Annotated in this window: 23 protein-coding genes; 14 read left to right on the forward strand and 9 right to left on the reverse strand. The window is 74.6% G+C overall.

Annotated features, from left to right (window positions below; translation table 11 throughout):
* Positions 1 to 61 precede the first annotated feature (61 nt).
* Positions 62 to 967 carry an endolytic transglycosylase MltG gene (gene mltG / locus ACIPK4_RS27980; RefSeq protein ID WP_402317303.1) on the forward strand — a complete coding sequence of 302 codons (906 nt, stop codon included), beginning with the start codon at positions 62 to 64 and terminating at the stop codon, positions 965 to 967.
* A gap of 14 nt (positions 968 to 981) precedes the next feature.
* Here the strand turns inward: mltG and ACIPK4_RS27985 are convergent, their stop codons facing one another.
* The 3 genes from ACIPK4_RS27985 to ACIPK4_RS27995 form a co-directional block, all read right to left on the reverse strand.
* Positions 982 to 2,139, reverse strand: a complete 1,158-nt coding sequence (locus tag ACIPK4_RS27985; protein ID WP_402317463.1) for an FAD-dependent oxidoreductase — start codon at positions 2,137 to 2,139, stop codon at positions 982 to 984.
* A gap of 99 nt (positions 2,140 to 2,238) precedes the next feature.
* The gene (locus ACIPK4_RS27990) at positions 2,239 to 2,922 is read right to left on the reverse strand and encodes an HAD family hydrolase (RefSeq protein WP_402317306.1); all 684 of its coding nucleotides are present in this window, start codon (positions 2,920 to 2,922) and stop codon (positions 2,239 to 2,241) included.
* A gap of 46 nt (positions 2,923 to 2,968) precedes the next feature.
* Entirely contained in the window at positions 2,969 to 3,448 is a 480-nt protein-coding gene (locus tag ACIPK4_RS27995; protein ID WP_402317308.1) for an Lrp/AsnC family transcriptional regulator, read from the reverse strand.
* 129 nt (positions 3,449 to 3,577) lie between these two features.
* On the opposite strand from ACIPK4_RS27995, the gene ACIPK4_RS28000 reads away from it, so the two are divergent.
* Genes ACIPK4_RS28000 through ACIPK4_RS28010 form a run of 3 tightly spaced genes read left to right on the forward strand, consistent with a single transcriptional unit; the run spans position 3,578 to position 7,680 of the window.
* Positions 3,578 to 5,233 (forward strand): SDR family oxidoreductase, encoded by a 1,656-nt coding sequence (locus tag ACIPK4_RS28000; RefSeq protein WP_402317311.1) that lies wholly within the window; start codon positions 3,578 to 3,580, stop codon positions 5,231 to 5,233.
* The gene (locus ACIPK4_RS28005) at positions 5,230 to 6,606 is read left to right on the forward strand and encodes a cryptochrome/photolyase family protein (RefSeq protein ID WP_402317314.1); all 1,377 of its coding nucleotides are present in this window, start codon (positions 5,230 to 5,232) and stop codon (positions 6,604 to 6,606) included. The genes ACIPK4_RS28000 and ACIPK4_RS28005 overlap by 4 nt, the downstream gene beginning before the upstream one ends.
* 45 nt (positions 6,607 to 6,651) lie before the next feature.
* The gene (locus tag ACIPK4_RS28010) at positions 6,652 to 7,680 is read left to right on the forward strand and encodes a MerR family transcriptional regulator (protein WP_402317316.1); all 1,029 of its coding nucleotides are present in this window, start codon (positions 6,652 to 6,654) and stop codon (positions 7,678 to 7,680) included.
* Here the strand turns inward: ACIPK4_RS28010 and ACIPK4_RS28015 are convergent.
* Entirely contained in the window at positions 7,607 to 8,227 is a 621-nt protein-coding gene (locus tag ACIPK4_RS28015; protein ID WP_402317319.1) for an RNA polymerase sigma factor, read from the reverse strand. The genes ACIPK4_RS28010 and ACIPK4_RS28015 overlap by 74 nt on opposite strands.
* A 346-nt stretch (positions 8,228 to 8,573) precedes the next feature.
* On the opposite strand from ACIPK4_RS28015, the gene ACIPK4_RS28020 reads away from it, so the two are divergent.
* From ACIPK4_RS28020 to ACIPK4_RS28045, 6 genes are all read left to right on the forward strand, one after another.
* Positions 8,574 to 9,167, forward strand: a complete 594-nt coding sequence (locus tag ACIPK4_RS28020; protein WP_402317322.1) for a histidine phosphatase family protein — start codon at positions 8,574 to 8,576, stop codon at positions 9,165 to 9,167.
* An 86-nt stretch (positions 9,168 to 9,253) separates the two neighbouring features.
* Positions 9,254 to 11,491: an FUSC family protein gene (locus ACIPK4_RS28025; protein ID WP_402317325.1), complete on the forward strand. Its 2,238-nt coding sequence runs from the start codon at positions 9,254 to 9,256 to the stop codon at positions 11,489 to 11,491.
* 115 nt (positions 11,492 to 11,606) lie between these two features.
* A complete protein-coding gene (locus tag ACIPK4_RS28030) occupies positions 11,607 to 12,311 on the forward strand; it encodes a class I SAM-dependent methyltransferase (protein ID WP_402317327.1) in 705 nt (234 codons plus the stop codon).
* Between the two features lie 274 nt (positions 12,312 to 12,585).
* Positions 12,586 to 14,079, forward strand: coding sequence for an FUSC family protein (locus ACIPK4_RS28035; RefSeq protein ID WP_402317465.1), 1,494 nt, complete (start codon positions 12,586 to 12,588; stop codon positions 14,077 to 14,079).
* 250 nt (positions 14,080 to 14,329) lie between these two features.
* Positions 14,330 to 15,466, forward strand: coding sequence for a nitric oxide synthase oxygenase (locus ACIPK4_RS28040; RefSeq protein ID WP_402317329.1), 1,137 nt, complete (start codon positions 14,330 to 14,332; stop codon positions 15,464 to 15,466).
* Between the two features lie 59 nt (positions 15,467 to 15,525).
* The gene (locus ACIPK4_RS28045) at positions 15,526 to 16,611 is read left to right on the forward strand and encodes a lactonase family protein (RefSeq protein WP_402317331.1); all 1,086 of its coding nucleotides are present in this window, start codon (positions 15,526 to 15,528) and stop codon (positions 16,609 to 16,611) included.
* 94 nt (positions 16,612 to 16,705) lie between these two features.
* Here ACIPK4_RS28045 and ACIPK4_RS28050 read toward each other — a convergent pair whose 3' ends face one another.
* The 3 genes from ACIPK4_RS28050 to ACIPK4_RS28060 form a co-directional block, all read right to left on the reverse strand.
* Positions 16,706 to 17,626: a hypothetical protein gene (locus tag ACIPK4_RS28050; RefSeq protein ID WP_402317334.1), complete on the reverse strand. Its 921-nt coding sequence runs from the start codon at positions 17,624 to 17,626 to the stop codon at positions 16,706 to 16,708.
* Positions 17,627 to 17,736: 110 nt separating this feature from the next.
* A complete protein-coding gene (locus tag ACIPK4_RS28055) occupies positions 17,737 to 18,423 on the reverse strand; it encodes a uracil-DNA glycosylase (RefSeq protein ID WP_054226332.1) in 687 nt (228 codons plus the stop codon).
* Positions 18,424 to 18,446: 23 nt separating this feature from the next.
* Complete coding sequence (locus ACIPK4_RS28060; RefSeq protein WP_402317468.1) at positions 18,447 to 19,538, reverse strand: WD40/YVTN/BNR-like repeat-containing protein; 1,092 nt, start codon at positions 19,536 to 19,538, stop codon at positions 18,447 to 18,449.
* Positions 19,539 to 19,762: 224 nt separating this feature from the next.
* Between ACIPK4_RS28060 and ACIPK4_RS28065 the strand changes: the two genes are divergently transcribed.
* The 3 genes from ACIPK4_RS28065 to ACIPK4_RS28075 all read left to right on the forward strand — a co-directional run bounded on the left by ACIPK4_RS28065 (position 19,763) and on the right by ACIPK4_RS28075 (position 22,737).
* Positions 19,763 to 21,118 carry a wax ester/triacylglycerol synthase family O-acyltransferase gene (locus ACIPK4_RS28065; RefSeq protein WP_402317470.1) on the forward strand — a complete coding sequence of 452 codons (1,356 nt, stop codon included), beginning with the start codon at positions 19,763 to 19,765 and terminating at the stop codon, positions 21,116 to 21,118.
* A gap of 80 nt (positions 21,119 to 21,198) precedes the next feature.
* On the forward strand, positions 21,199 to 22,332 hold the full coding sequence (locus tag ACIPK4_RS28070; RefSeq protein ID WP_402317337.1) for an NADH:flavin oxidoreductase/NADH oxidase: 1,134 nt from the start codon (positions 21,199 to 21,201) through the stop codon (positions 22,330 to 22,332).
* Positions 22,333 to 22,389: 57 nt separating this feature from the next.
* Entirely contained in the window at positions 22,390 to 22,737 is a 348-nt protein-coding gene (locus ACIPK4_RS28075) for an ArsR/SmtB family transcription factor (RefSeq protein WP_402317340.1), read from the forward strand.
* Positions 22,738 to 22,835: 98 nt separating this feature from the next.
* Here ACIPK4_RS28075 and ACIPK4_RS28080 read toward each other — a convergent pair whose 3' ends face one another.
* Positions 22,836 to 24,197 carry an FAD-dependent oxidoreductase gene (locus tag ACIPK4_RS28080; protein ID WP_402317341.1) on the reverse strand — a complete coding sequence of 454 codons (1,362 nt, stop codon included), beginning with the start codon at positions 24,195 to 24,197 and terminating at the stop codon, positions 22,836 to 22,838.
* A 52-nt stretch (positions 24,198 to 24,249) separates the two neighbouring features.
* The gene (locus ACIPK4_RS28085) at positions 24,250 to 24,912 is read right to left on the reverse strand and encodes a DUF305 domain-containing protein (protein WP_402317344.1); all 663 of its coding nucleotides are present in this window, start codon (positions 24,910 to 24,912) and stop codon (positions 24,250 to 24,252) included.
* 78 nt (positions 24,913 to 24,990) lie between these two features.
* Between ACIPK4_RS28085 and ACIPK4_RS28090 the strand changes: the two genes are divergently transcribed.
* Positions 24,991 to 26,475: an LVIVD repeat-containing protein gene (locus ACIPK4_RS28090; protein WP_402317347.1), complete on the forward strand. Its 1,485-nt coding sequence runs from the start codon at positions 24,991 to 24,993 to the stop codon at positions 26,473 to 26,475.
* Positions 26,476 to 26,477: the final 2 nt, after the last annotated feature.

The raw sequence follows: 26,477 nt of genomic DNA on the forward strand, positions 1-26,477 counted from the left end.
GTATGACAGGCGCACGGAAGTGATGCCCAGAATGTGCCGTTTCGCGGGTTAGCGTGCGCGCATGCATCATGAGTACCGGCCGCCACGGCGTCGTTCCCGGCTCACTCGCCGGGGCCGTCTGGCGCTCTTCCTCGGCATGCTGCTCGCCACCGGTGCGGCCGCTCTCGTTCCGCTGCTGCGGAGCGCGGAGGCCCCCGAGAAGCCGCGCCGGCTGACCATTCCCGAAGGCTGGCGGGCGCCGCAGGTGTACGCGGCGATCGACCGTGTGCTGAAACTCCCGGCGGGTTCCACCAAGGCTGCGGTCCCCACGGCCGGACTGGCCCTCCCCGCGGAGGCGAAGGGCAATCCGGAGGGGTTCCTGTTCCCGGCGACGTACCCGGTGACGTCGAAGTCCACGCCGGCCACGCTGCTCGCGTACATGGTGCAGACGGCCAACCGGAAGCTCGCGACCAAGGCCGTTGCCGACGGCGCCAAGGCGCACGGGATGACCCCGTACCAGACGGCCACGCTGGCCAGCATCATCGAGGCGGAAGCCGAATCCCGTGCCGACCGGGGCAAGGTGGCCCGGGTGGTGCACAACCGGCTGGCGCTGTCCATGCCCCTCCAGATGGACTCCACCATCAACTACGCGCTGAACCGCAACACGGTGGACACCACGCTCAGTGAGACCCGGATCGACAGCCCCTTCAACACGTACGAGCGTCAGGGACTCCCGCCGACGCCGATCGACAGCCCGGGCCTGGAGGCCATGGCCGCGGCCGTCGCGCCGACGCCCGGCGACTGGCTGTTCTTCGTCACGGTGAGGCCGGGGGACACCCGTTTCTCGGCCACGTACGAGGAGCACGGGAAGCACGTCGCGGAGTTCAACCGCATCCGGGCCGCTGCCGGGGTCGGTCCCGGATCGGGGGCCGGTGGGCACGACGGGGAGCGCGCCGCGCGCGCCCAGGCGGGCTCCCGCGCCGGCTAGACGGCTCTAGACGGCTAGACGGAGGGCGCGACGGCCGGTTCGTGCACGCCGTCGAAGCCGTCGAAGCCGTCGGTGCCGCTGGTGCCGTCGAAGCGGCCGGTGCCGTCGGGGGCCTCGGTGCCGCGGGCCAGCAGGCGGCGGATCTCGCGGACCGCGGCGCCGCCGGCGCGGTTGGCGCCTATCGTCGAGGCCGACGGGCCGTAGCCGACCAGGTGGACCCGCTCGTCACGGACCGCACGGGTGCCCTCGACCCGGATGCCACCGCCGGGCTCGCGCAGGCGCAGCGGCGCCAAGTGGTCGATGGCGGCCCGGAACCCGGTGGCCCACAGGATCACATCGGCCTCCACCTGCCGCCCGTCCGCCCAGGCGGCACCCGTGGCCGTGATCCGGTCGAAGACGGGCCGCCGGTCCAGCACCCCCGAGGCCAGCCCGGCCCGGACGGCCTCGTTCAGCGGGAGTCCGGTCACGCTGACCACGCTCTGCGGGGGCAGTCCCCGGCGCACCCGCTCGTCCACCAGCGCCACCGCCGCCCGGCCCTCGGCCTCGCCGAAGCTCCCGTCGCGGAACACCGGGGGCCGGCGGGTCACCCAGGTGGTCTCCGCCGCGACCTCGGCGATCTCCAGCAGGTGCTGCACCGCCGAGGTGCCGCCGCCCACCACGATCACCCTCGCCCCGGCGAACTCCTGCGGCCCCGGGTACTGCGCGGTGTGCAGCTGGCGTCCCCGGAACGTCTCCTGGCCGGGGTAGCGCGGCCAGAACGGCCGGTCCCAGGTCCCGGTCGCGTTGATCAGGGCCCGCGCGGACCAGGTCCCGGCCGAGGACTCCACCCGCAACCGCCCGTCACCCCCGTCCCGTACGGCCGTCACGTCCACGGGGCGCCGCACGCGCAGCCCGAACCGGTCCTCGTACGCCCCGAAGTACTCCCCGATCACCGCGGACGACGGCCGCAGCGGGTCGGCGTCCGTGAGCTCCATGCCGGGCAGCGCGTGCATCCCGTGCACCTTGCCGTACGTCAGCGAGGGCCAGCGGAACTGCCATGCGCCGCCGGGACGCGGCGCATGGTCGAGCACCACGTGCCCGATCCCCGCCCGCGCCAGGTGATACGCACTGGACAAGCCCGCCTGACCGGCACCGACGACCACCACGTCGACGGTCTCCGCACCCCGCACCATTTCGTTCACGGTTCTACCAACTCGGTGGAGCCGCGGGATCTTCCCGGCCCCGGCCCCGGCCCGGCCCCGGCCCCGGCCCCGACCCCCGCCCCCCGGCCTCTACGTCCGGGCGGGCCGGAGGGAGGAGAGCCAGTCGTGGGCCGTGGCCGCCGTGAACTCCGGGTGCCCGGCGCGGAAGACGAGGGCGGCCGTGGCGAACGCCGGGTCGTCTGCGGTGGCGGCCACGTACGGGATCGCCACGCAGGCCATGCCGGCCGCATGGGCGGCCTGCGCGCCCGGGGCCGCGTCCTCGACGACCACGCAGTCGGCGGGGTCCGCTCCGAGCCGCCGGGCCGCTTCGAGGAAGATGTCGGGGGCGGGCTTGCCGTGCGCCACCTCCTCGGCCGAGACCACCGTGGTCAGCAGCGTGTCCAGGGCCGTCCCGGCCAGCACCGCGTCGATCGCCTCCCGCGAGGACCCCGACGCCACCGCCATCGGGACACCCTCCGCGTGCAGCCGTTCCACGAACCGGCGCATCTCGGGGAAGGCCTCGGTCCCGGTCCGGGCCAGCTCCAGATAGGCGGCGTTCTGCTCGGCCAGGAGCTGTTCCACCGGGGCCTCGATCCCATACCGGTCCCGCAGGATCTCCAGCGTCTCCAGCGTGCCGATGCCGATGAAGCGGGCGTGCTGCTCCCAGGTGAAATCGGGGACGCCGTACCGCGCCAGGGTGCGCCGCCCGGACTCGTAGTAGTTCGGCTCGCTGTCCACGAGGGTGCCGTCGAGATCGAATATGACGGAAATCATCCGCTGTGCCCGTTCTGCCGGTCGTGTACGTGTCCCGACCATCCTGTCAGGATGTGCGCGCGGCCCGTCCGACGGACTCGACCAGCGGCAGCAGCCGGTGCGCGACGCGCTCGCGCAGCGCCACCTCCGTACGGGTGCGGACTACCCCGGGCAGCCGGATCAGCCGCTGGATCACGTCCTCCAGGTGGGCGTTGTCGCGGGCCGCCACCCGGGTCAGCAGGTCCCCGCCACCGGTGATCGAAAAGGCCTCGATGATCTCGGGTACGGCGGCGAGCGCCTCGCCGACCTCGTCCAGGTGTCCCTGGGTGACCTCGATGTGCACGAAGGCCAGCACCGGATGCCCGAGCGCGGCGGGGGAGAGCACGGGACCGGTTCCGGTGATCACCCCGGTGCGCTCCAGCCGGTCCAGGCGGGCCTGGAGCGTGCCCCGCGCGACCCCGAGGATCCGTGCGCATTCGCGGACGCTGGTGCGCGGCTGCTCGATCAGCAGACGCAGGATCCGGGTGTCGAGTTCGTCCACCGCCATGTCGCGACTGTACCAATGGCCCAGTGGAGCGCCTTTTCGTCCCGGTGCATCCGCCGACGCCCGTCTGCGGGAATCCCTTACGGGGGGCGCCGCCCGCAGACCTGTACGTAACGAGGAGCGGAGACAGCGATGACGGCCACCACCGGTCTGCACTGCCTGGTCACCGGGGCCACCGGCTACATCGGCGGCCGACTGGTGCCTGAGCTGCTCGATGCCGGACACCGCGTCCGGTGTCTGGCCCGGTCCCCGGAGAAGCTGCGCGACCACCCCTGGGCCGGGCGCGCGGAGGTCGTCCGCGGCGACGCCACCGACGCGGAGTCCGTCGGGGCGGCCATGCAGGGGATCGACGTCGCCTACTACCTCGTCCACGCGCTCGGCGCCGGATCGGGATTCGAGGACCGCGACCGCGCAGCCGCCCGGATCTTCGCCGAACAGGCCCGTGCGGCCGGGGTCCGGCGCATCGTCTACCTCGGCGGGCTCACCCCGGCGGGCATCCCGGTCCGCGAGCTGTCCCCGCACCTGCGCTCCCGCGCCGAGGTCGGCCAGATCCTCCTCGACTCCGGGGTGCCGGCCACCGTCCTGCGCGCCGCCGTCATCATCGGCTCCGGCTCGGCCTCCTTCGAAATGCTGCGCTACCTGACCGAACGGCTGCCGGTCATGGTCACGCCCAGCTGGGTCGGCACCCGGGTCCAGCCCGTCGCCGTACGCGACGTCCTGCGCTACCTCGTCGGCAGCGCCGGGATGCCGCCCGAAGTGAGCCGCACCTTCGACATCGGCGGTCCCGACGTGGTCACGTACGAGGAGATGATGCGCCGCTACGCCACCGTGGCGCAGCTGCCGCCGCGCTTCATCCTCCGCGTCCCGATGCTCACGCCACGGCTTTCCAGCCACTGGATCGGCCTGGTCACCCCCGTACCGCGCGCGCTGGCCCGGCCGCTCGCCGAGTCCCTGCGCCACGAGGTGGTGTGCGCCGAGCACGACATCGCGCGGTACGTCCCCGAGCCGCCCGGCGCCCCGATCGGCTTCGACCAGGCCCTGTCGCTGGCCCTCCAGCGGGTGCGCGAGGCCAACGTGACCACCCGCTGGTCCTCCGCCGGCTACCCCGGCGCCCCCAGCGACCCGCTGCCCACCGATCCCGACTGGGCCGGCGGCAGCCTCTACACCGACGAGCGGGAACTCGCCGTCGACGCTTCGCCCGCCGCGCTGTGGCGGGTGGTCGAGGGCATCGGCGGGGAGAACGGCTGGTACTCGTTCCCGCTGGCCTGGGCCGTACGGGGCTGGCTGGACCGGCTCGTCGGAGGCGTCGGCATCCGGCGGGGCCGGCGCGACGCGGCCCGGCTGCGGGTGGGCGACTCCCTCGACTTCTGGCGGGTGGAGGACATCGTCCCTGGCCGCCTGCTGCGGCTGCGCGCCGAGATGCGTCTGCCGGGCCTGGCCTGGCTGGAGATGTGCGCCGACCGGCCCGCGGGGAGCGCCCCGGCCGGGGCCCGGGGGGCCCGGTACCGGCAGCGCGCGCTGTTCCATCCGCACGGGTTGCTCGGCCACCTCTACTGGTGGAGCGTGTCGCCGTTCCACGCCGTCGTCTTCGGCGGCATGGCCCGCAACATCGCCCGCGCCGCGAGCCGCCTGGACGAGGAGGCCACGGCAGCGCGGACCACCGCGACGCAGACCGCGGCAGCACAGGCCGCCGTACCCGAGGCGGCCGCATCCGAACCCGCCGCACCGGGCGAAGTAGTGGCTGACGACCGTCCCCCCGGAGCTGAAGCGGAGCGAGACACACCATGAACGTCGCGGTGGTCCTGTACACCTCAGACCTGCGCCTGCACGACCACCCGCCGCTGCGGGCGGCACTGTCCTCCTGTGACCGGGTGGTGCCGCTCTTCGTCCGCGACCGCGCCGTCGACGCGGCCGGCTTCGCCGCGCCCAACCGGCTCGCCTTCCTCGCCGACTGCCTCGCCGACCTCGACGCCGGGCTGCGCGAACGCGGCGGGCACCTCGTGCTGCGCTCCGGCGACGCCGTCGACGAGGTCTGCGCCCTCGTCCAGGAGTGCGACGCCGACGAGGTCCACATGGCGGCCGGAGTCAGCGGCTACGCCCGGGCCCGCGAGGAGCGGCTCCGCGCCGCCCTCGAAGCCGAGGGCCGGCGGCTCTACGTGCACGAGGCCGTGATCACGGTCGTCGCCCCGGGGGCCGTGCTCCCCGCGGGCTCGGACCACTTCGCCGTGTTCACCCCGTACTTCCGCCGCTGGAGCGAACTGCCGCCCCGCGCCCCCGTCGCCGCCCCCCGCTCCGTGCGCGTGCCGGAGGGCATCGGCTCCGAACCGCTGCCCCGGCGTACGTCCGTGACCGGGGTCTCCCCGGGCCTCGCGCGCGGCGGAGAGCGCGAAGCCCGTGAACTCCTCCAGCGCTGGCTGCGCGCGGGCCTCTCCCGCTACGAGGACGCCCATGACGACCTGGCCGGCGACGCCACCTCCCGGATCTCCCCGCACCTGCACTTCGGGACCCTCTCGCCCGCCGAGGCCGTCCACCGGGCCCGCTCCGCCGCCGACGGACCCGGTGCCGAGGCCTTCGTCCGGCAGATCTGCTGGCGCGACTTCCACCACCAGGTGCTCGCCGCCCGCCCCGAAACCGCGGTGCGCGACTACCGCGACCGCCGCGACCACTGGCGCACCGGAGCGGCCGCCGACGAGGAGACCGAGGCCTGGAAGGAGGGCCGGACCGGCTACCCGGTGGTCGACGCGGCCATGCGCCAGCTGCTCCACGAGGGCTGGATGCACAACCGGGGCCGGCTGCTCACGGCCAGCTTCCTCGCCAAGACCCTGTACGTGGACTGGCGGACCGGTGCCCGGCACTTTCTTGACCTCCTCGTGGACGGCGACCTCGCGAACAACCAGCTCAACTGGCAGTGGGTGGCCGGTACGGGCACCGACACCCGGCCCAACCGCGTCCTCAACCCGGTGCGCCAGGGCCTGCGCTACGACCCCACGGGCCGCTACGTGCACCGCTGGGTGCCGGAACTGGCCGGGCTCGACGCCCCGCAGGTGCACGAGCCCTGGCGTCTTCCCGAGCCGGAACGGGCCCGCTACGCCTACCCGCCGCGGATCGTCGAACTCGCCGACGGGCTCGACAGGTTCCGGCGGGGACGGGGCGGCGAGTGAGCCTGCGGCCGGGCCGCGGAACCGTATCGTGAGCGGGTGGACCGCATGCCCCAGAGACCCCGGCAGACACCACCCCGGCAGACCCCGCAGCAGCACCAGCCGCCCGCCGCCGCACTGAGCACCGGCGCGGTCGCCCGCCACCTCGGGGTCTCGCCGACCACGCTGCGCTCCTGGGAGCGGCGGTACGCGATCGGTCCCGCCCACCGCGAGGCCGGCCGGCACCGCCGGTGGACCGCACCGGACATCGCCCGGCTGGAGCTGATGTGCCGGCTCACCGCCGACGGGGTACCCCCGGCCGAGGCGGCCCGGGCGGCCCTCGGCGGCACCTCCCCGACCCGCCGCGCCGAGGCGCCGCAGACCCCCGGCGGGCCGAGCGCGCTGCCGCTGGGCGCGGTCCGCCCGGAATGCCGGGGGCTCTCGCGGGCCGCCGTACGCCTGGACGCGCCGACCGTGGCGGACCTGCTGGAGGAGGCCCTGGCCGAGCACGGCCTGGTCACCGCCTGGGAGCAGGTCATCGCACCGACCCTGCACGCGGTGGGCCGCAAATGGGCTTCCGCCGGGGAGCGTTACGTGGAGGTCGAGCACCTGCTGTCCTGGCAGGTCTCCGCCGCGTTCCACCGGATCCGGCCCGTGCCCGAGCCGCCCCGGACCCCGCCCGTACTGCTGGCCTGCGTTCCCGGCGAGCAGCACAGCCTGCCCATCGAGGCCCTGGCCGCGGCCCTGGGCCAACGGGGCGTGCCCGCCCGGATGTTCGGCGCGGCCCTGCCCGCCGAAGCCCTGCACGACGCCGTGCGGCGTACCGGCCCGCGGGCCGTCGTCCTGTGGGCGCAGTCCCGTGCGACCGCGGACCCGGCCCTCGCGCGGTCGGTGGCCGCCATCGAGTGGGGCCTGCGCGGCGCCCGCTCCCACTCGGCCCTGCTGCTCGCCGGGCCCGGCTGGAGCCCCGGCCCGCCGGCCCCGCGTACCGAGCGGCTGTACGGGCTGCGTTCGGGCCTCGCCGTCATCGAGTCGCTGGCACCGCCGCGGGCAGCGACCGGCGCAGCTGGTGCAGGGCCCTTCGCATATGGCTCTTGACGGTGCCCAGCGGAAGCCCGGTGCGGTCCGCGATCTGCGTCTGCGTCAGGTCCGCGTAGAAGGCGAGGCGCAGCACCCGCTGCTGGTCGGACGGCAGTCTGGCCAGTTCCCCGAGGACCATGAGCCGGTCCAGGACCTGCTCCGATTCCTGCCGCGGGAGGCTCCCGGGACGGTCGGGCCAGCCTGGGGCGGCACCTGCGGCGGCCGCGGCCGCCGCCCGTGCCCGCCTGGTCCGTGCCTCCAGGGCGTCGGCCACCTTGTGACGGGTGATGCCGGTGATCCAGGCGCCGAGGCCGCCCGGGCCGGGCCGGTAGCGGCGCCGCCCGTGCCAGGCGGCGAGGAAGACCTGCTGGGTGACGTCCTCGGCCTCCCGTTCATCGCCCAGGGCCCGGCGGGCCAGCGTGTGGACCAGCGGCCGCCAGCGCCGGTAGACCGCCTCCATGCAGCGTTCGTCGCCCGCCGCGAAGCCCGCGGCGAGACCCGCCGTCGCCTCCGCATCCGGCGCGGACCCCCGCATGACGCACTGCTCACGCTGCTTCTCGTCCATGCCCCGAGCCTCGCCATGACGCGGCCCGGCGGCCAGTCGCAGCGTTTTCGCATCGCTTTGCCGGCGCGGAGGGTCGGGAGGTGCGCCACGCCGCCCCTCAGAGCGCGTGCAGCTGCGACTGGGGCGGATAGGAGGGGCCGCCGCCGGCACCACCGCGCCCGCTGGGACCCCGCGCGCGAGCAGGCTGACCGCCTCCGTCATCACGGTCACGGCGGTCCAGCGCGCCCACCAGCACCGTCGACCGAGGCGGCGGCGCGGGGTGCGGTCGCACGTCCATGACGCCCGACGGTGACATGCGTCCCGGATCCTTCGCCGCCGACATGCCGCAGGGCTTAGGGTCCGGAGCATGAGCGACCTGCTGCTGGTGAGACACGGTGAGACGGCATGGAGCGCCACCGGGCGCCACACCGGACGGACCGACGTGCCGCTGAGCGCCGCCGGCGTCGAGGAGGCGATCTCGCTGTCACCCCACTTCCGCGACCGGCACTTCGCACTGGTGCTGACCAGCCCGCTGCGCCGGGCCGTCGCCACGGCCGAACTCGCCGGACTGAGCGACGGCGTGACCGACCCCGACCTGTACGAATGGGACTACGGCGGCTACGAGGGCGTCACCACGGCCGAGATCCAGCGGACCCGCCCGCACTGGTCCCTGTGGACCGACGGGGTCCCGCCCGGGGACGCCGAACACCCCGGCGAAGACGCCGACCAGGTCGGTGCCCGCGCGGACCGCGCCCTGGCCCGGGCCGCCGCGGTCCTCGCCGAGGACCGCGGAGACGTCGTCATCGTCGCCCACGGCCACTTCCTGCGCGTCCTGACCGCCCGCTACCTGGGCCTGCCCCCGCAGGACGGCCGGCTCTTCCTGCTGCGCACCGGCACGGTCAGCATCCTGTCCACCGAGCACGGCCTCCCGGTGATCGCAGGCTGGAACACCCACCCCTAGCTAGGTCGCGTCGTCCGGAAGACGGGCCCCGGACCGTGCGGGCGTTCCGCCGAGAGACGCGCCGCCTCCCGTGGGATTCTGAAACCGTGCGAGCCCTTGGGGAACTCCGTACGGGCACCGGCCCACTGCCGGCGGCCGCACGCCGGGCGGTCCGCACCACACTGGCCGCCTGCACGGGCTTCTACCTGTTCCTGTACGGACTCGACCGGCCCGTCGGCGCCACCTACGCACTCTTCGCCGCGGTCTCCCTGGCCGGCCTCTCCCGCATCCCGGGAACCGGACGGCAGCGGGCCGCGGTGATGGTCAAGCTGCTGCCGGTGGCCTGCGTCCTGGTGACCGTGGGCACCCTCCTCGCCGTCCGGACCTGGAGCGCCGTCCTCGGCATGGCCGTGGTCGGCTTCTGCGTGGCCTTCTCGGCGGCGGCCGGACCACGGCCGGCGGGCTCCGCGTCCGGGCTGCAACTGCTGTACATCCTGCCGAGCTTCCCGCCGTACGCCCCCCACACCCTGGACGAACGGCTCGCCGGCACCCTCACCGGCCTCCTGCTGCTGATCATGGCCGAGGCGTGGGTGCTGCCCGACCCGCGGGTGGCGACGTACGCGGAACGGGCCGCGGCCTCCGTGGCCGAGTCCGCCCGCTGCGCGGCCGCCCTGGCGGAGCCGCCCTACGTCCTGGACGCCGCCGCCTCCGACCGGGCCCGCGCGGCCGCCGAGGCACTGCGGTCCTCCCGGGTGCCGGAGGCGGAACGCCCCGCCGGGCCGGGCCTGCGCGAGCGGGCACTGGCCCACACCGGGCTGGCCGCCCGCACCCTGCTCTCCCGGCTCCGGAACCTGCCCCCGCCCGCGCCCGGGCGGGAGCCGAGGCCGGCCGGACTCGAACTCCTGGGCGCGGTCCGCGCATCGGCGTGCGGCAGCTCCACCCTGCTGCGCGACGGACGCCCGCCCGTCGCGGACTCGGCGGAACTGCTGCGCCTGCGGGCCCGCAACTCCCGCACCCCGGCCGAGCTGCCCGAGTCCCGCCGCCGGCAGGCCGCCCTGCTGGAGGTCGCCGACGCCGCGGTGGCGCTGCGCGCGGCGGCGGAGATCGCCGTGGAGGGACGCAACGCGCACCCGACCGGGGACACCGCCGACCGCTTCTGGTACCTGCGGCAGAGCACCGCGCGGCTGTGGTGGCACCGGATCGCCGCCCACACCGGACCGCGGTCCGTGTACTTCCAGAACGCGGTACGGATCGCGCTGGCGCTCGCCGTGGCCCGCACCGTGGCCGGGCTCGACTCGCTCCCGCACGGCTTCTGGGCGATGCTCGCGGTCCTCAGCCTCACCCGGACCACGGCGGTGCAGACGCGCGGAACCGTGCGCACCGCACTGATCGGCACCTCGCTGGGCGCGGTCGCCGCCGGCACGGTGCTCGCCCTGACCGGCGGGGACACCACCGTCTACGCGATCGTGCTCCCGCCGCTGATGCTGTTCACCTTCACCGTCGGCCCCGTACGGGGCGTGGGCTGGGCGCAGGCGCTGTTCACCCTCGTCGTCTCCGTCGTCTTCGCCCAGCTGTCCGTGGTCACCTGGCAGCTCGCCGAAGTCCGCTTCCTCGACGTGACCATCGGCAGCGCGATCGGGATCGTGTGCGGGCTCCTGGCCTGGCCGCGCGGCGCCCAGGACGAACTGGGCCGGGCGGTGGCCGCGCTGCTGCGCGCCTGCGCCGACGACGTCGAGTCGACCACCGCCGTCGTCACGGCGCCGCGGGGGCCCGCGCCGTCCGCGGGCGACGAGGAGCACCGGGTCCGGTTCACGCTGGTCATGGCCGAGTCGGCGTACGCCCAGTACCAGACCGAGACGCAGCGCCCGGCCGGGCCGGGCCCGGACTGGCAGGCCACGGTCATGACCGGACACCACGTGCTCTGGGGCGCCGGGCGCGTCCTGGGCAGCGCGGACGGAACGCCGCTCGCGCGCGGCGAGGCGGCGCAGCTCGGGGACTACGCGGCCCGCGTGGCGGCCGGACTGCGCCGGGCGGCGGCCGTGGCCGACGTCCCGCACAAGCACGGGCAGCCGGCCCCGGCTCCGGTCACTGACCCGGAGCCGATCCGGCCGGGCGGGGCAGGCGGACACAGCGGGCCGGTCGGGCCGGTCCGACCGGGCGCGCCGGGTGGTCCCGAGGCCGTCGCCCGCCCCGGGGTACCGGACCTGCCGGGACCCGCGGACGCGGCGCCCCCCGACGCGGGACCCCTGTACTTCGCCGCGACGGCCTGGTTCGACTCGCTGACGGCGGACCTCGGGGTCATCGAGTCGGGCCGTGTCGCGGCGGCCTCCCACGGCCGGGCGTGATCCCGCGCCCGCCGTTTCCCGCCCGCGCGCCCGGGCAGGAACCCCACGGCGCCGTCCGGGACCCGACCGGGGGGCGTGGAACGGACGCGAACCGGGACGAGGGTGAGGGGCGCCGATGAGTGACGGCAAGTCCGCAGCGGACGTGTTCGACGAGGTCGGAGCCCGGTACGAGGAGGTGTTCGGGCGCGTTCCCGGACAGCTCGCCGCACTGGACTGGCTCACCGCCCGCCTCGCCCCGGGTGCCCGCGTGCTGGACGTGGGGAGCGGTACGGGCCGCCCGGCCGCCGAGGCACTCGCCCGGGCGGGGTGTGCGGTGACGGGGATCGACGTGTCGGCGCACATGGTCGACCTCGCGCGGTCCCGGGTGCCGCAGGCCCGGTTCGAGCAGGCCGACGTCCGGACGTACACGGCCGCGGAGGGCGGCTTCGACGCGGTGTGCTCCTTCTTCCCGCTGCTGGTGATGTCCCAGCGGGAGGTGGCGGCGTCGCTGCAGCGGATGGCGTCGTGGGTGGCGCCCGGCGGGTACTTCGTGATGGCCACGGTGCCCGGGGACATCAGCGACCTCGACATCGTGTGGATGGGGCACGAGGTCACCGTCAGCAGCCTGTCCCCGGCCGAGCACCTGCGGCTGCTGGGAGCGGCGGGGCTGGAGGTGCTGGAGCACCACACCGCGCTGTTCCGGCCGGAGACGGCTCCGGCGGCTCCGCGAGGCCCGGCGGCTCCGCGAGGCCCGGGAGGGCCGGCGGCTCCGGGAGGTCCGGTGACGCCGCCCGTCGCACCCGAGGAGCACTTCTTCTGTTACGCCCGCCGCCCCGCCTGAGCGACGGCTGGTCCGTTGGCCGCACATGGCCGACACGAGCACTCTCTCACTGGGCCAATGGACCAGTGAGAAGGAGCCGGGTTGAGCCAGTGGGCCTTCGGATGCTTATCTGTGTCGTATCCATGTACTTTCGGCGCCGCGCGGCGCCGGGCGGCAACGAGGCCGGTCCGGAGCGCGGCGCCTTCGCCGTGCCCGCCTGCCGCCCACCACCCCCGGGCGGCCGCCGGGCCGGCGCGCACCACTGCAAGGGGGGCGGCACACCGCCGTGAAGAGGATGTTCGTGGCTCCGGATCCGGGGCGCCTGAGACTGAAGAACTCGCTGCGGGCCACGCTCGGCGTCGCCTCCGCCGTCGCCGTGGCCGAGCTCTGCGGTCTCTCCCTCACCGCCTCGATCACCGGGGGACTGGCGGCCCTGCTCACCCTGTTCACCGTGCTCGACCCGACCGTACGGGCCCAGCGCGTGACCAGCGCCCTGCTGCCCGTCGCCGGCTTCCCCGTCCTCGCGCTCGCCACGGGCCTGCACGCGGTGCCGCCGGCCAGGGACGCCGCCTTCCTGGCCGTCGTGTTCGCCGGGGTCTACGCCCGCCGCTGGGGGCCGCGCGGGCACGCCCTCGGGATCTTCGCCTTCATGATGTTCTTCGTCACGCAGTTCCTGCACGCCGTGCCCGCCCAGCTGCCCGAGCTGTACGCCGCCGTCGGGCTGGCGCTGCTCGCCGCCGGAGCCGTGCGGTTCGTCCTCTGGCCGATCGAGCGGCGCACACCGCCGCCCGCCGCGCCGCCGGGCCTGCCCGGCACCGGCCTGGCCCGGCCCACCACCCGGCAGGCCTTCCAGGCCACCGCCGCCTGCGCCTTCGCGCTCGGCGTCGGCCAGGCGCTCTCCGACACCCGCTGGTACTGGGCCGTCGGCACCGCCTGGTGGATCTTCGTCAACACCGCATCCCGGGGCGAGACCCTCGTCCGCGGGTTCCGCCGGGTCCTCGGCACGGTCGTCGGCATCGCCGCCGGGCTGCTGATCGCCGTACCGCTGCACGGCGCGCCCGCGCCCACCGCCGCCCTGGTCGCCGTATGCGTCTTCGGGATCTTCTACACCGCGGCGCCCTCGTACTCCTGGATGATGTTCTTCGTCACCGTCATGGCCGGACTGCTCTACGGGCTCCTCGGCGTCCTGCACCCGGGCCTGCTGCTCCTGCGCTTCCAGGAGACCGCCATCGGCGCGCTGGGCGCCGCACTCGCCGTGGTGCTCGTCCTGCCGGTCACCACGCATGCCGCCAACGACGCCTGGATCCAGCGCGCCCTGCACTGCGTACGCGCGTCCACCGCGGCCTCCCTCGCCCGCCTCGCCGGGGACCCGGACGCCGATCCCGCCCCGCACGCGGCCGAACTGGAGCTGCTGCTGGGCCGCGTACGGATGGCCCTCGCGCCCCTCGTCCACCCGCTGAGCCCGCTGCGCGCCCGCAAGGCCCGGGCCCGTCAGGTCCTCGGGCTGCTCGACGACTGTGCGCGGGAGGTGCGCGGGCTCGTGGCCGTCGCGGCCGACCCGCAGGCGTCGCACGACGCCCGGCTGGCCGCCGCCTGCTGGCGGGTGGAGGCCGCCGTGGAGGCGCTGACCGCCCCGAAGGACACGGCGGGACCCGCCGGTGCGGCGCACCCCCGGCCCGCCGCCGCGGAACCGGCCCTCGCGCACCTGCACGGACTGGAACACGCCCTCGTGGCCCTGCACGCCCCGCTGCGCACCGACCCGCGCTCGCCCCTCGTCATCAGCGCCTGACCGTCGCGGGCAGCCGCCCGGCTGCTCCGGCGGGCCCGATGTCCCGAGGTCAGAGCCCCGCTGACGGCGGATCGTACGCCCTGCCGGGCCCCCTCCGCAGGGCAATGGCCCGAAGATCACTCGGTGGAGTGTCCCGGATGCGCGTTCCCCGCGGCGCTCATCTGCGGCATGTACAACGGGTGACCGGTGATGGCACATTCATCCGGCACCTACAGGGTGGATCTGGTCGGACAGGGGGTAACCGCCCGGGATGGAAATACTTCGACAGCGCTCGACCACAGCCGAAGTGTGGGAAGCAGCCGAGGAGTTCGTCCGACTCTTCCACCGGGAGAATCCGCAGGCGGGTGATCCGCGGGCCCGGCTCGCCGCCGTGCGGGCCGAGCTCGCGGACACCGGAAGCTACCGGCACACCTCGCAGGAGCTCGTCCACGGGGCCCGTGTCGCCTGGCGCAACAGCAACCGCTGCATAGGCCGGCTGTACTGGAACTCGCTGCGCGTGCGCGACCGGCGCGATCTCACCGACGCCGAAGACATCGCCGCCGAGTGCTTCGCGCACCTGCGCGACGCGACCAACGGCGGCCGGGTCAGACCCACGATCACCGTCTTCGCCCCGGACGCCCCCGGCCGTCCCGGCCCGCTGATCTGGAGCGAACAGCTCATCCGGTACGCCGGCTACGGCGACCACCACTCCGTCACCGTGGGCGACGCCCGCAACGCCCCGCTCACGAGCGCGCTGCTGAGCCTCGGCTGGACCGGGGGCGCGGGCACCCCCTTCGACCTCCTCCCGCTGGTGGTGCAGGGCGTCGACGACAAACCGCGCTGGTTCGAGACCCCCGTGGACGCCGTGCTGGAGGTTCCGATCCGGCACCCCGACGACGCCGGATGGGCGGACTGGGGGCTGCGCTGGCACGCCGTGCCCGCCATCTCCAACATGTGCCTGGAGATCGGCGGCATCCACTATCCGGCCGCGCCCTTCAACGGCTGGTACATGGGCACCGAGATCGGCGCCCGCAACCTCGCGGACACCGACCGCTACAACCTCCTCCCCGCCGTCGCCCGGCGCCTGGGCCTCGACACCTCCAGCGACCGCTCGCTCTGGAAGGACCGCGCGCTCGTCGAGCTCAACCGGGCCGTCCTGTACTCGTTCGACCGGGCCGGGGTGACCATCGCGGACCACCACACCGAGTCGCGGCGCTTCCTCAGCCACCTGGAGCGCGAAGAGCGCAAGGGCCGCGAGGTGGGCGCCGACTGGTCCTGGATCGTGCCGCCGATCTCCGGCTCGGCGACCCCCGTCTTCCACCGCACCTACGAGGACCGGCCGAGCTCGACGGCCTTCGTGCACCACCGCGGAGCGCAGGAACGCGCCCAAGGCCGGTATCTGGTCTAGACCTTCTGTTACCGTCGGCTCCGCACGGATCGATCCGAAACGGCGGAGAGGGGCATCCGATGGGCGGCGCGGACGGCATCAGGGGCACGGACGGCAGGGACCGCAGCGGCGGACACCGGGTCCACATCGGCTCGTTCACCTCGGCGGGCGGCCGGGGCATCACCACGGCGGACGTGGACCCGGCGACCGGTGCGCTGACCCTCCTCTCGACCACCGACGCCGTCGCCGACCCCTCGTACCTCGCCCTCGACCGGGGCGCCGGAGTCCTCTACGCGGTCAGCGAGACGGAGCAGGGTGCGGTCGCCGCCTTCCGGTCCACCCCCGACGGCCTCGCCGTGCTCGGCCCCGCCGTGCAGGTCGGCGGGGCCGGGCCGACGCACCTGAGCGTGGCCGGGCGCCGGCTGCTGACCGCCAACTACACCTCCGGCAGCGTCAGCAGCCTCCCGCTCGCCGCGGACGGCACCGTGTCCGGGCCCGCATCGGTCCTCGTCCACAGGGGCTCCGGCCCCGACGCGAGCCGCCAGGAACGGCCGCACGCCCACCAGGTGCTGCCCGATCCGAGCGGCCGCTGGGTGCTCAGCGTGGACCTCGGCACCGACTCGGTCCGGGTCTGCGCGCCGGACCCGGCCACCGGGGCGCTGCGCCTGCACGGCGAGACCGCGCTGCGCGCCGGGACGGGCTCGCGCCACCTCGTGTTCCATCCGGACGGCGAGGTCGTCTACGTCCTGCACGAGCTGGAGCCGCAGTTGACCGTCTGCCGCTGGAACGCGGGGTCCGGGCAACTGGAACCGATCGGTGAGGTTCCGGTCGCCCCAGCGGCCGCCCCAGGCGCCGTACGGGCCCATCCCTCGGCCGTGGTGGCTTCCCCCGACGGCCGTTTCGTGTGGGCGGCCGTGCGCGGCGCCGACACCGTCGTCACCCTCTCGCTCGCCGAGGGGGCCGAGAAGCCGCGGCTCACGGACAGCGTGGCATGCGGTGGCAGTTGGCCGCGGGACCTCGCCGCCGACCCCTCGGGGCGCCGGCTGTACGCGGCCAACGAGCGCTCCGGGGACGTCACCTGGTTCGACGTCGACCCGCTGACCGGGCGGCCGCGCCGGGCCGGCTCGGTGGCGGTGCCGGCCGCCACCTGCGTGCTCTTCGCCTGACCCGGGGCCTCGGGCCCGCCCGCGCACGGACGAGGGCCCGCGCCCCGGAGTGCATCCCGGGCACGGGCCCTCGTACGAGCGGACCTGGTGCGGATCAGTGGGCAGCGGCGCCCTGGGTGATGCCGAGCGCCGCGGAGTACTGGGTGACGACGAGCTTGCCGAGCGCCGAGTAGGCGCCGAGCACCTCGGCGGCCGCGCAGTCGGCCTCCTTGGCCGCCGTGTCCAGCAGCCCCTCGGCTGCCTCCGGGCCGATCAGGTAGGGGGCCAGCGCGAGCTGCGTGGAGCCCTCGCTGCGCAGCTGCTCGGCGACCGCGGCCACCGAGCCCTCCTGGTCGAGCGCGGCGGCCTTGACGGGCACCGCGAGGCGGGCGGCCAGCAGCATGCCGGTGACCCCGGCCACCTGGACGGCCTCCTCGCCGCCGGTGGTCGCCACGATGATGCCGTCGGCGGCGGTGGTGACCGTGAACAGGCGGGCGCGGTCGGCGCGGGCCAGACCTGCCTCGGAGAGCCGCACGTGCAGGCCCTCGGCGAGCAGCGGGTGCGGTCCGAGGACCTCGGCCAGCTCGGCGGCGGCCGAGGAGTCCATGACGGCCTGGCGCATCCGGCGCAGCAGGTCGGCGTCGGGGCCGGCCAGCAGCGGGACGACCACGGCGTCCGGGCCGGTGGGCGCCGGTACCTCGTGGCCCGCGGCTCGGGCGAACTCGGCGCGGGCGACGCGCTCGGCGGCGACCGTGGTCAGGACACCTGACAGGGACGGGAACTCGGAGCCCTCGGCGTCGTCGCCCTCGAGGAAGCCGATGCGGGCGTCCAGGCCCGGAAGCTCGGAGCGGCCGATGCTGATGATCTCTTCCGCGAGCCCCCGCGAGGCGGCCGAAGGGGCACCGGGCACGGCGAGCACCAGCGCGGGCGCGCCCTCGGGCGCCACCGCGGGCTCGGGTCGGCGGTGCCGTCCGGCAGGGCGGGGTCGCGGCATTCGTACGGGCAGGCCATTTGCGGGCCCAGTGGGGGAGCTCATGGCGCCGCATGCTACTGGCTTATCGGAACGCAGTGTTCGGGCAGGGCCTCAACGGGCGGCTTCTGTCCGTATTTATCCGTTGAATGTCGTATACCGTTCAACGGATATGATCACTGGGCGGCCGGAAGCCGCCAGTCCACCGGCTGTGCCCCCTGGCGGACCAGCAGGTCGTTGGTCCTGCTGAACGGCCGGGACCCGAAGAACCCGTTGGACGCGGACATGGGGGAGGGGTGCACCGACTCCACGGCCGGCAGCTCCCCGAGCAACGGCCGCAGATTGCGGGCGTCGCGGCCCCACAGCACGGACACGAGCGGCTTCCCGCGCGCGGCCAGCGCCCGGATGGCCTGTTCGGTGACGGCCTCCCAGCCCTTGCCGCGATGGCCCCCGGTCTTGCGCGGAGCCGTGGTCAGTGCACGGTTCAGCAGCAGCACGCCCTGCCGGGCCCACGGGGTGAGGTCCCCGTTGGCGGGCCGCGGCACGCCGAGGTCCGCGTACAGCTCGCGGAAGATGTTGTCGAGGCTGGGCGGCCACGGGCTGACCTCCGGTGCCACGGAGAAGGACAGGCCCATCGCGTGCCCCGGGGTGGGGTACGGGTCCTGGCCGACGATCAGCACCTTCACCTCGTCGAAGGGTTGCTGGAAGGCGCGCAGCACATGGGCCCCGGCGGGCAGGTACGTCCTCCCCGCCGCGATCTCGGCGCGCAGGAAGTCGCCCATCGCGGCGATCTGCGCCGCCACCGGCTCCAGAGCCCGGGCCCAGCCCGGCTCGACGATCTCGTTCAACGGTCGTGCTGCCACAGGCGGTCACTCTACTGGCCGATTCAGTGAGGGAGCACCGCCGCCCGTACGCACAGGACATCGGGCAGGTGCCCGGCCAACAACCGCCAGCTGTCGCCGTCGTCGTGGCCGGCGTACAGCTCGCCGTTGCGGTTGCCGAAGTAGATCCCCGCCGGGTCCGCGTCGTCCGTGCACAGGGCGTCCCGCAGCACCGTCCCGTAGTGGTCCCCCTCCGGCAGCCCGCGCGTGAGCGGCTCCCAGGTCGCGCCCGCGTCCCGGGTGCGGAAGACCCGGCACCGGCGCTCCGCCGGGACCCGGTCGGAGTCGGCGTTCAGCGGGAAGACGTACGCGGTGTCCGGCCGGTGCGGGTGCGCGGCCACGGCGAAGCCGAAGTCGGAGGGCAGGCCGGCGCCGATGTCCGTCCACCGGGCCCCGGCGTCGTCGCTGCGGTACACGCCCCAGTGGTTCTGCAGGTACAGCCGCTTCCGGTTCCCGGCGTCCTGGGCGATCTTGTGCACGCACTGGCCGAACTCCGGATGCGGATCGGGCAGGAACACCGCCGAGACCCCCGTGTTGGACGGGTGCCAGTGCTCGCCGCCGTCCACGGTCCGGAACACCCCGGCGGTGGAGACCGCGACCGTCACCGCGTCGGGGTCGGCAGGGTCCGTCAGCACCGTGTGCAGACCCTCACCGCCGCCGCCCGGCACCCAGCTCCCGCGGCTCGGGTGCTCCCACAGCGGGCGGACCAGCTCGAAGGACTCGCCCCGGTCCGTCGAGCGGAACAGGGCGGCCGGTTCCGTCCCCGCGTAGACCACGTCGGGCGCCTCGGGGCCGGCCGGATGCAGCTGCCAGACCCGCTCCAGCGAGGCCCCGGTGTCCTTCGGGAACCGCACGGCGGGCGCGGCGGGTTCCCGCCAGCTCGCCCCGAGGTCGTCGGAGCTGAACACCGACGGCCCCCAGTGCGCGCTGTCCCCGGCGACGAGCAGCCGGGGTGCCGGTCCGCGCCGGTCGATCGCGACGGCGTAGACCGCCTGCGCGTTGAAGTGGGGTCCGTCGAAGTCCCAGGAGCCGTCGCCCCGTCTGCGGCCGATGAACAGCCCTTTCCGGGTCCCCGCGAGCAGCAGCACCTCTGGCACGGTCGGCATGGTCGACACCTCCGGACTTCGTCGTCCCGGTCGTCGTGGCAAACGCTTTCCGGCCAGTCTGCACCCGGTCACCGACAACGGTGGGGAGGTCCCCGCGCTGCGCCGACCAGCCGGTCGCGACCGATCAACAGGCGTGTCCAAAGGGTGGCTACTTGATCGTAGGAGGCCGGAAGGGGTTGACTTCCACCTCTGCCACTGCACGCGAGAGGCAATACGTGGCCACCGAGCACCTTTCACCGCTCGACCTCGCCTTCTGGCGGATCGAATCCGCCACCCACCCCATGCACCTCGGCGCCCTCGCTGTCTTCGAGGCCGCCCCGCCGGGCCCCGACGCCGATCCCGCCCGCGGCCCCGGCGCCGACGCGGCGGTCCGCGCCGCCGAGCTGCTCACCGCCCGCTGCACCGCCGTCCCCGGCCTGCGGCGCCGCATCCACGACGTGCTGCTGCCGATCGGGGCGGCCGCCTGGTCGTCCGACGAGGGCTTCGATCCCGCCCGGCACGTGTTCCTCGTGCACACCGACGACCCGGAGGCCGCCGCCGGACCCCTGATGGCGCGGCCGCTGGACCGCGCGCGGCCGCCGTGGGAGGCGCACGTGCTCGCCGGGCCCGATCCGCGCTCCTTCGCCGTGCTCTTCAAGTTCCACCACGCCCTCGCCGACGGGCTCGGGGCCCTCGCGCTGGCGGCCATGCTCTTCGACGAGGGGCCGCCCGTACGGGGGCCCGCGCGGCCGGTCCCCGCACCGCAGCCCGCCGGCGCCGCTCTGCGCAACCTCCCCGGGATCCTCGCCGCCCGGGTCCAGGACGTCGGCCAGGCCCTGGAGATCGGCGCGTCCGTCGCCCGCGCCGGACTGCCCCTCGGCGTCCCCGCGGCCCTGACGGCGGCCGGCCCGGCACGGACCGGCACCCGGGCCGTCGCCGGCCTCGCGCTCCAGCTCGACGACGTCAACCGCATCCGGAAGGTCGCCGGAGGCACCGTCAACGACGTGCTGATCGCGCTGGTCGCCGGCGCCCTGCGGCGCTGGCTGGTGGGCCGCGGCGACCCCGAGCCCGAGGGGCCCGGGCCGCGCGCCCTGATACCGGTATCCCGCCGCCGGCCCGGCGGCGCCGCGAAGTACGGCAACAGGCTCTCCGGCTACCTGCTCCGGCTCCCGCTCGACGAGCCCGATCCGCTGCTGCGCCTGGACCGGGTGCGGAGCGGCATGGACCGCAACAAGGAGGCGGGGCCCGCGCGCGGCGCCGGGGCCGTCGCCCTGCTCGCCGATCACGTCCACCCGCTCGGTCACCGGCTCGGCGGCCCCCTGGTCGCCCAGGCGGCCCGGCTGCTGTTCGACGTCCTGGTGACCAGCGTCCCGCTGCCGAGCTTCACCTTCTCCCTCGGCGGCAGCCGGATGCGGGAGGTCTATCCGCTGGCCCCGCTCGCCCGCGGTCATGCCCTCGCGGTCGCGGTCTCCACGTACCAGGGCACGGTCCACTACGGCCTGGTCGCCGACGCGGCCGCCGTGCCGGACCTGGCGGACCTCGCGGAGGCGCTGCGGGCCGAGCTCGCCGAATTCGTACGAGAGGTGTCGTAGTACGAGAGATTTCGTAGTACGGTGGTTCTCGTACGAGCCGCGGTTCCGCGGCATGCCCGGCCAGATCCGGAGAGACCTCCATGAGCGCTGTCCCCGTCGCCCCCGTCACCCCCGCCGCTGCCGGTCCGGCAGCCGCCGCGGGCCTCTTCACGCCGTTCACCCTGCGCTCGGTCACCGCGGCCAACCGGATCTGGATGGCGCCGATGTGCCAGCACGTCGCCGAGGCCTCGGGGCCGAACGCGGGCGTGGCCCACGCCTGGCACTTCGCGCACTACGCCGCCCGCGCGGTGGGCGGCGCCGGCCTGATCCTCCAGGAGGCCACCGCCGTCTCCCCGGAGGGCCGGATCTCGCCGTACGACCTGGGCATCTGGAACGACGCCCAGGCCGAGGCGCTGCGCCCGATCACCGCCTTCCTCAAGGCGCAGGGCACGGTTCCCGGCATCCAGCTCGCGCACGCCGGCCGCAAGGCCTCCACGGGCCGCCCCTGGGAGGGCGGCCGCTACGTCGGGCCCGGGGCGGACGGCTGGCTGCCGAGCGCCCCGAGCCCGCTGCCGTACGCCGAGGGCGACCCGGTGCCGCACGAGCTGACGACCGCCGAGATCCACGAGATCACGGGCCGGTTCGCGGCCGCCGCGCGGCGTGCGCTGGCCGCGGGCTACGAGGTCGTCGAGATCCACGGCGCCCACGGCTATCTCATAGGCCAGTTCCTCTCCCGCGAGAGCAACCGGCGCACCGACGCGTACGGCGGCTCCTTCGGGAACCGGGCCCGTTTCGCCCTCGAAGTCGTCGATGCCGTCCGGGCGGTGTGGCCCGAGGAACTGCCGCTGTTCTTCCGGGTCTCCGCCACCGACTGGCTGGAGGAGTCGGGCTGGACCCCCGAAGACACGGTCCGGCTCGCCGGACTGCTGCGCGAGCGCGGAGTGGACCTGCTGGACGTGTCCACCGGCGGCATGGCCCCCAAGGCGGACATCCCGGTGGGCCCCGGGTACCAGGTGCCGTTCGCGGCCGAGGTCAGGGCCCGGACCGGCCTCCCGGTGGCCGCCGTCGGGCTGATCACCGAGCCGGCGCAGGCGGCCGCGATCCTGTCCGACGGGCAGGCGGACGCCGTCCTGCTGGGCCGCGAACTGCTCCGCGACCCCTATTGGGCCCGCCGCGCGGCCGCCGGACAGGACACCGGGATACGGGTCCCCACCCCGTACCACCGCGCCTGGTAGCCGTGTATTACGGTGGTTCTCGTACGAGTGGGGGAGCCGGGTGAGACGAGGACAGACGTGACGGATACGGCCACCACCCGTGCGCTCGCGCACCCGGGGCCCGCCGAGATCCACCTCGAGGCGGTGCTGCACGCCCTGTCGGACCCGGTGCGGCTGTCGATCGTGCGGGATCTCGCGGCCACGCCGCGGGAACTGGCGTGCTCGTACTTCGTCCTGCCCGTCACCAAGTCGACGACCACGCACCACTTCCGTGTGCTGCGGGAGGCCGGCGTGATCCGCCAGACGTACCGCGGGACGGCGAAGATGAACGAGCTGCGCCGTGCGGAGCTGGAGGACCTGTTCCCGGGGCTGCTCGACAGCGTACTCACCGCCGCCGCCGCGGAGACCGCACGCCGGCCCGGCTAGTTCCGTCCCGGCCGCCGACCGCCGGACCGGCACGGACAACACTCCCGCACCGGCACCGGCACCGGCACCCGCACCGGTACGCGCGACCCTGTCAGCGCTCAGGCGCCCGCGTTCGCCGCTCCCAGCAGGCCCGGCCAGTCCGGGATCTTCACCGAGCGGCGCCCCAGCGAACGCCCGAGGTCGGCCTCCGCCGCCTCGATCGCCAGCCAGCCGGGCCACTCCACCGGGTGCAGACCAGCCGCCCGCAGCGCGTCCAGCGGGTCGCCCGGAAGTTCCCGCCGGGCCAGTACCGCCGCGTCCTGGAGCAGCGAGGACGCCGTCTCCTTCGCGCAGGGCCGGTTGGTGCCGATCACTCCGGTCGGGCCGCGCTTGATCCAGCCCGCCACGTATTCGCCGACCGAGGCCCGGCCCTCGCGCAGTACCCGGCCCGCGGCGTGCGGGACCGTGGCCCTCACCGGGTCGAACGGCAGGCCGGGCAGCGGAACGCCCTGGTATCCCACCGAGCGCAGCACCAACTGCGCCTCGACGTCCTCGTACGCGCCGGTCCCGACGACCCCGCCGCGGCCGTCCGGGGCGGTCCGCTCGAAGCGCACCGCGGCGACCCGGCCGCCGCGGCCGGCCAGCACCTCCACCGGTCGCAGGTAGAAGCGCAGGGCGATGCGGCGCAGGGCCTCGCCCGGGTCCTGCCCGGCCCAGCCGCGCAGGACCTCCAGGTTGCGCCGGGCCACCGCGGGCAGCGCCTCGGCCTCGGCCGGGTCGGCGTACGCGGGGTCGAGGGCCAGCTCGGCCGGGTCCACGACGGCGGCCACGCCCGGCAGGGTGCCCAGCTCCCGCAGCTCCTTGGTGGTGAACTTGCCCTGGGAGGGCCCGCGCCGGGCCACCATCGACACCGATTTCACGCCACTGTGCGCGAGTGCGCCCAGGGCCGGCTGCGGCATGTCGGTCGGGGACAGCTCGGGTTCGCCGCGGGCCAGCATCCGCGTCACGTCCACGGCGACGTTGCCCGCCCCGACGACCACCGCCGAGCCCACCCCGGGCAGGTCGAAGGCCTCGCCGACGGCGTCCGGATGCCCGCTGTACCAGGCGACGAAGGCCGTCGCGGAGTGCACGCCGGCCAGTTCCTCGCCGGGGATGCCGAGCAGCCGGTCGCGGGCGGCGCCCACGCAGTACACCACCGCGTGGTACAGCTCCAGCAGCCGCTCGGCGGTCAGTCGCGGACCGCCGACCTCGACGTTGCCGAGGAAGCGGATCCGCTCGTCCTCCAGCACCGTGCGCAGGCTTCCCTGGAGCGATTTGATCTTCTCGTGGTCGGGGGCCACCCCGTAGCGCACCAGCCCGTACGGCGCGGGCAGCCGGTCCAGCACGTCGACGCGGACGCCCGGCACCTCACGCTGCTGGACCAGTGTCTGAGCGGCGTAGACCCCGCTGGGGCCCGAACCGACGACGGCGACACGAAGCACGGCGGAGCTCCTCCCGCAGGTGCTCCCAGCATGCCACCGGGTCCGGCGGCCGTCAGCCCATCGCGCGCATCCGGTGGACCTCGGCGGTCTGGGTGGCCACCACCTCGTTGGCCATCTCCTCCACCGCCCCGTTGTTGCCGGCGGCCAGCACCTCGCCCGCCATCTTCACGGCGCCCTCGTGGTGAGCGGTCATCAGGGTCAGGAAGAGCCGGTCGAACTCGGCGCCCTTCGCCTGGGCGAGCTGCGCCAGCTGCTGCGGGGTCGCCATGCCCGGCATCGCCCCGTGGTCGTGTCCGGCCGGGGCCCCGGAGGCGGAACCGGCCGGGGCGGGGTGGAGGGCCAGCCACTTCTCCATCGCGCCGATCTCGGGCTGCTGGGCGGCCGAGATCCGCTCGGCGAGCCGCCTGACCCCCTCCGCCGACGCCCGCTCCGGGGCGAGCGCGCTCATCGTCAGGGCCTGCCGGTGGTGTTCGACCATGTGCTGCACGTACGCCCGGTCCGCCGCGTTGGGGCTGTCGTCGGGCTTCCTCCCGGCGGCTTCCGAGGGGGAGAGGGTGCGGGCCTTCTCGCCCGGTCTGCCGGGGGCGATGACCGCCGCGCCGTCCTTCGCCGCCCCGCCCTCCTCCCCGCCCCCGCATCCGGCCAGGGCGAGCAGGACTCCCGAGGCCACGACCGCCCCGGTGATTCGACCGAGTAATGCCTTTGCCATGTCCATGGTAAGGAACATACTGCCGGGGTCCTGGTTCCGTTCCCAGCACGAGCGGAATCGATCGGACTCCCATGGGAGGGCACAGTGACCTCGAAGCACCCCACCAGAGTGCGGCGCCGGAGTCTGGGGGCGGCGGTGGCCGCGGCCGGGCTGCTCACCACGCTGTTCGCGGCCGGACCCGCCGCAGCCACCCCCGATCCGGGGGACCTGTTACCCGGCAGCGCCTCGTCCCGGGCCGCGCAGCCGGCCGCGGGCCGCGAACTCGCCCCCGGCGAGATCCCCGGCCAGGACGAGATCGTGCACAGCGCCAACGTCAAACCCCTGGCCAACATCCCGAGCGCCGACCCCGGCGTCATCAACTCCGACCTGGCCTTCCAGGGCAAGTACGCCTACGCCGGCAACTACAACGGCTTCACGGTCTACGACATCGGCAACCCCAAGGTCCCCAAGGTCGTCAGCCGCGTGCTCTGCCCCGGCGGCCAGAACGACGTGTCCGTCCAGGGGGACCTGCTCTTCCTCTCCACCGACTCCTCGCGCAGCGACGACTCCTGCAACAGCGTCTCGCAGCCCGCGACGGAGAAGTCCTCGTGGGAGGGCATCAAGATCTTCGACATCAAGGACAAGAAGAACCCCAAGTACATCAAGTCCGTCGAGACCAACTGCGGCTCGCACACCCACACGCTGGTGCCGGGCGAGCGCGACATCTACCTCTACGTGTCCTCGTACTCCCCGAGCGAGGCCTTCCCTGACTGCCAGCCGCCGCACGACGGCATCTCCGTGATCAAGGTCCCGAAGAAGAACCCGACGCAGGCGGCGGTCGTCGCCTTCCCCGTGCTCTTCCCCGACGGCGGCAACCCGGGCGCGCCCACCAACCCCGGCGTCTCGAAGACCACCGGCTGCCACGACATCACCGTGCTGCCCGCGAAGAAGCTGGCCGCGGGCGCCTGCATGGGTGACGGCATCCTCTTCGACATCAGCAGGCCCGAGCAGCCGCGGGTCATCGACCGGGTGCAGGACAACGTGAACTTCGCGTTCTGGCACTCGGCGACCTTCAACGAGAGGGCCGACAAGGTGGTGTTCACCGACGAACTGGGCGGCGGTGGCGGCGCCACCTGCAACGAGGCCACCGGCCCGAACCACGGGGCCGACGGCATATACGACATCACCGGCAGCGGCGACCAACGCAAGCTCGTCTTCCGCAGCTACTTCAAGATCCCGCGCCTGCAGGCCGACACCGAGAACTGCGTGGCCCACAACGGCTCCCTGATCCCGGCCGGCGGCGGCCGCGACATCATGGTCCAGGCCTGGTACCAGGGCGGCGTCTCCGTGTGGGACTTCACCGACTCCACCCGGCCCCAGGAGATCGGCTACTTCGAGCGCGGCCCGCTCACCACGGACCGGCTCGGACTCGGCGGGTCCTGGTCGGCGTACTACTACAACGGCCACATCTATTCGAACGACATCGTCAAGGGCCTCGACGTGCTCCGGATCGACGACTGGCGCACCGACGGCGCGAAACGGGTCTGGATGGACCGGCTCAACGTGCAGAGCCAGCCCGCGTACCACTGACG

This window comes from Streptomyces sp. NPDC086989, assembly GCF_044745505.1.
In the GTDB taxonomy this organism is placed as follows: Bacteria; Actinomycetota; Actinomycetes; order Streptomycetales; family Streptomycetaceae; genus Streptomyces.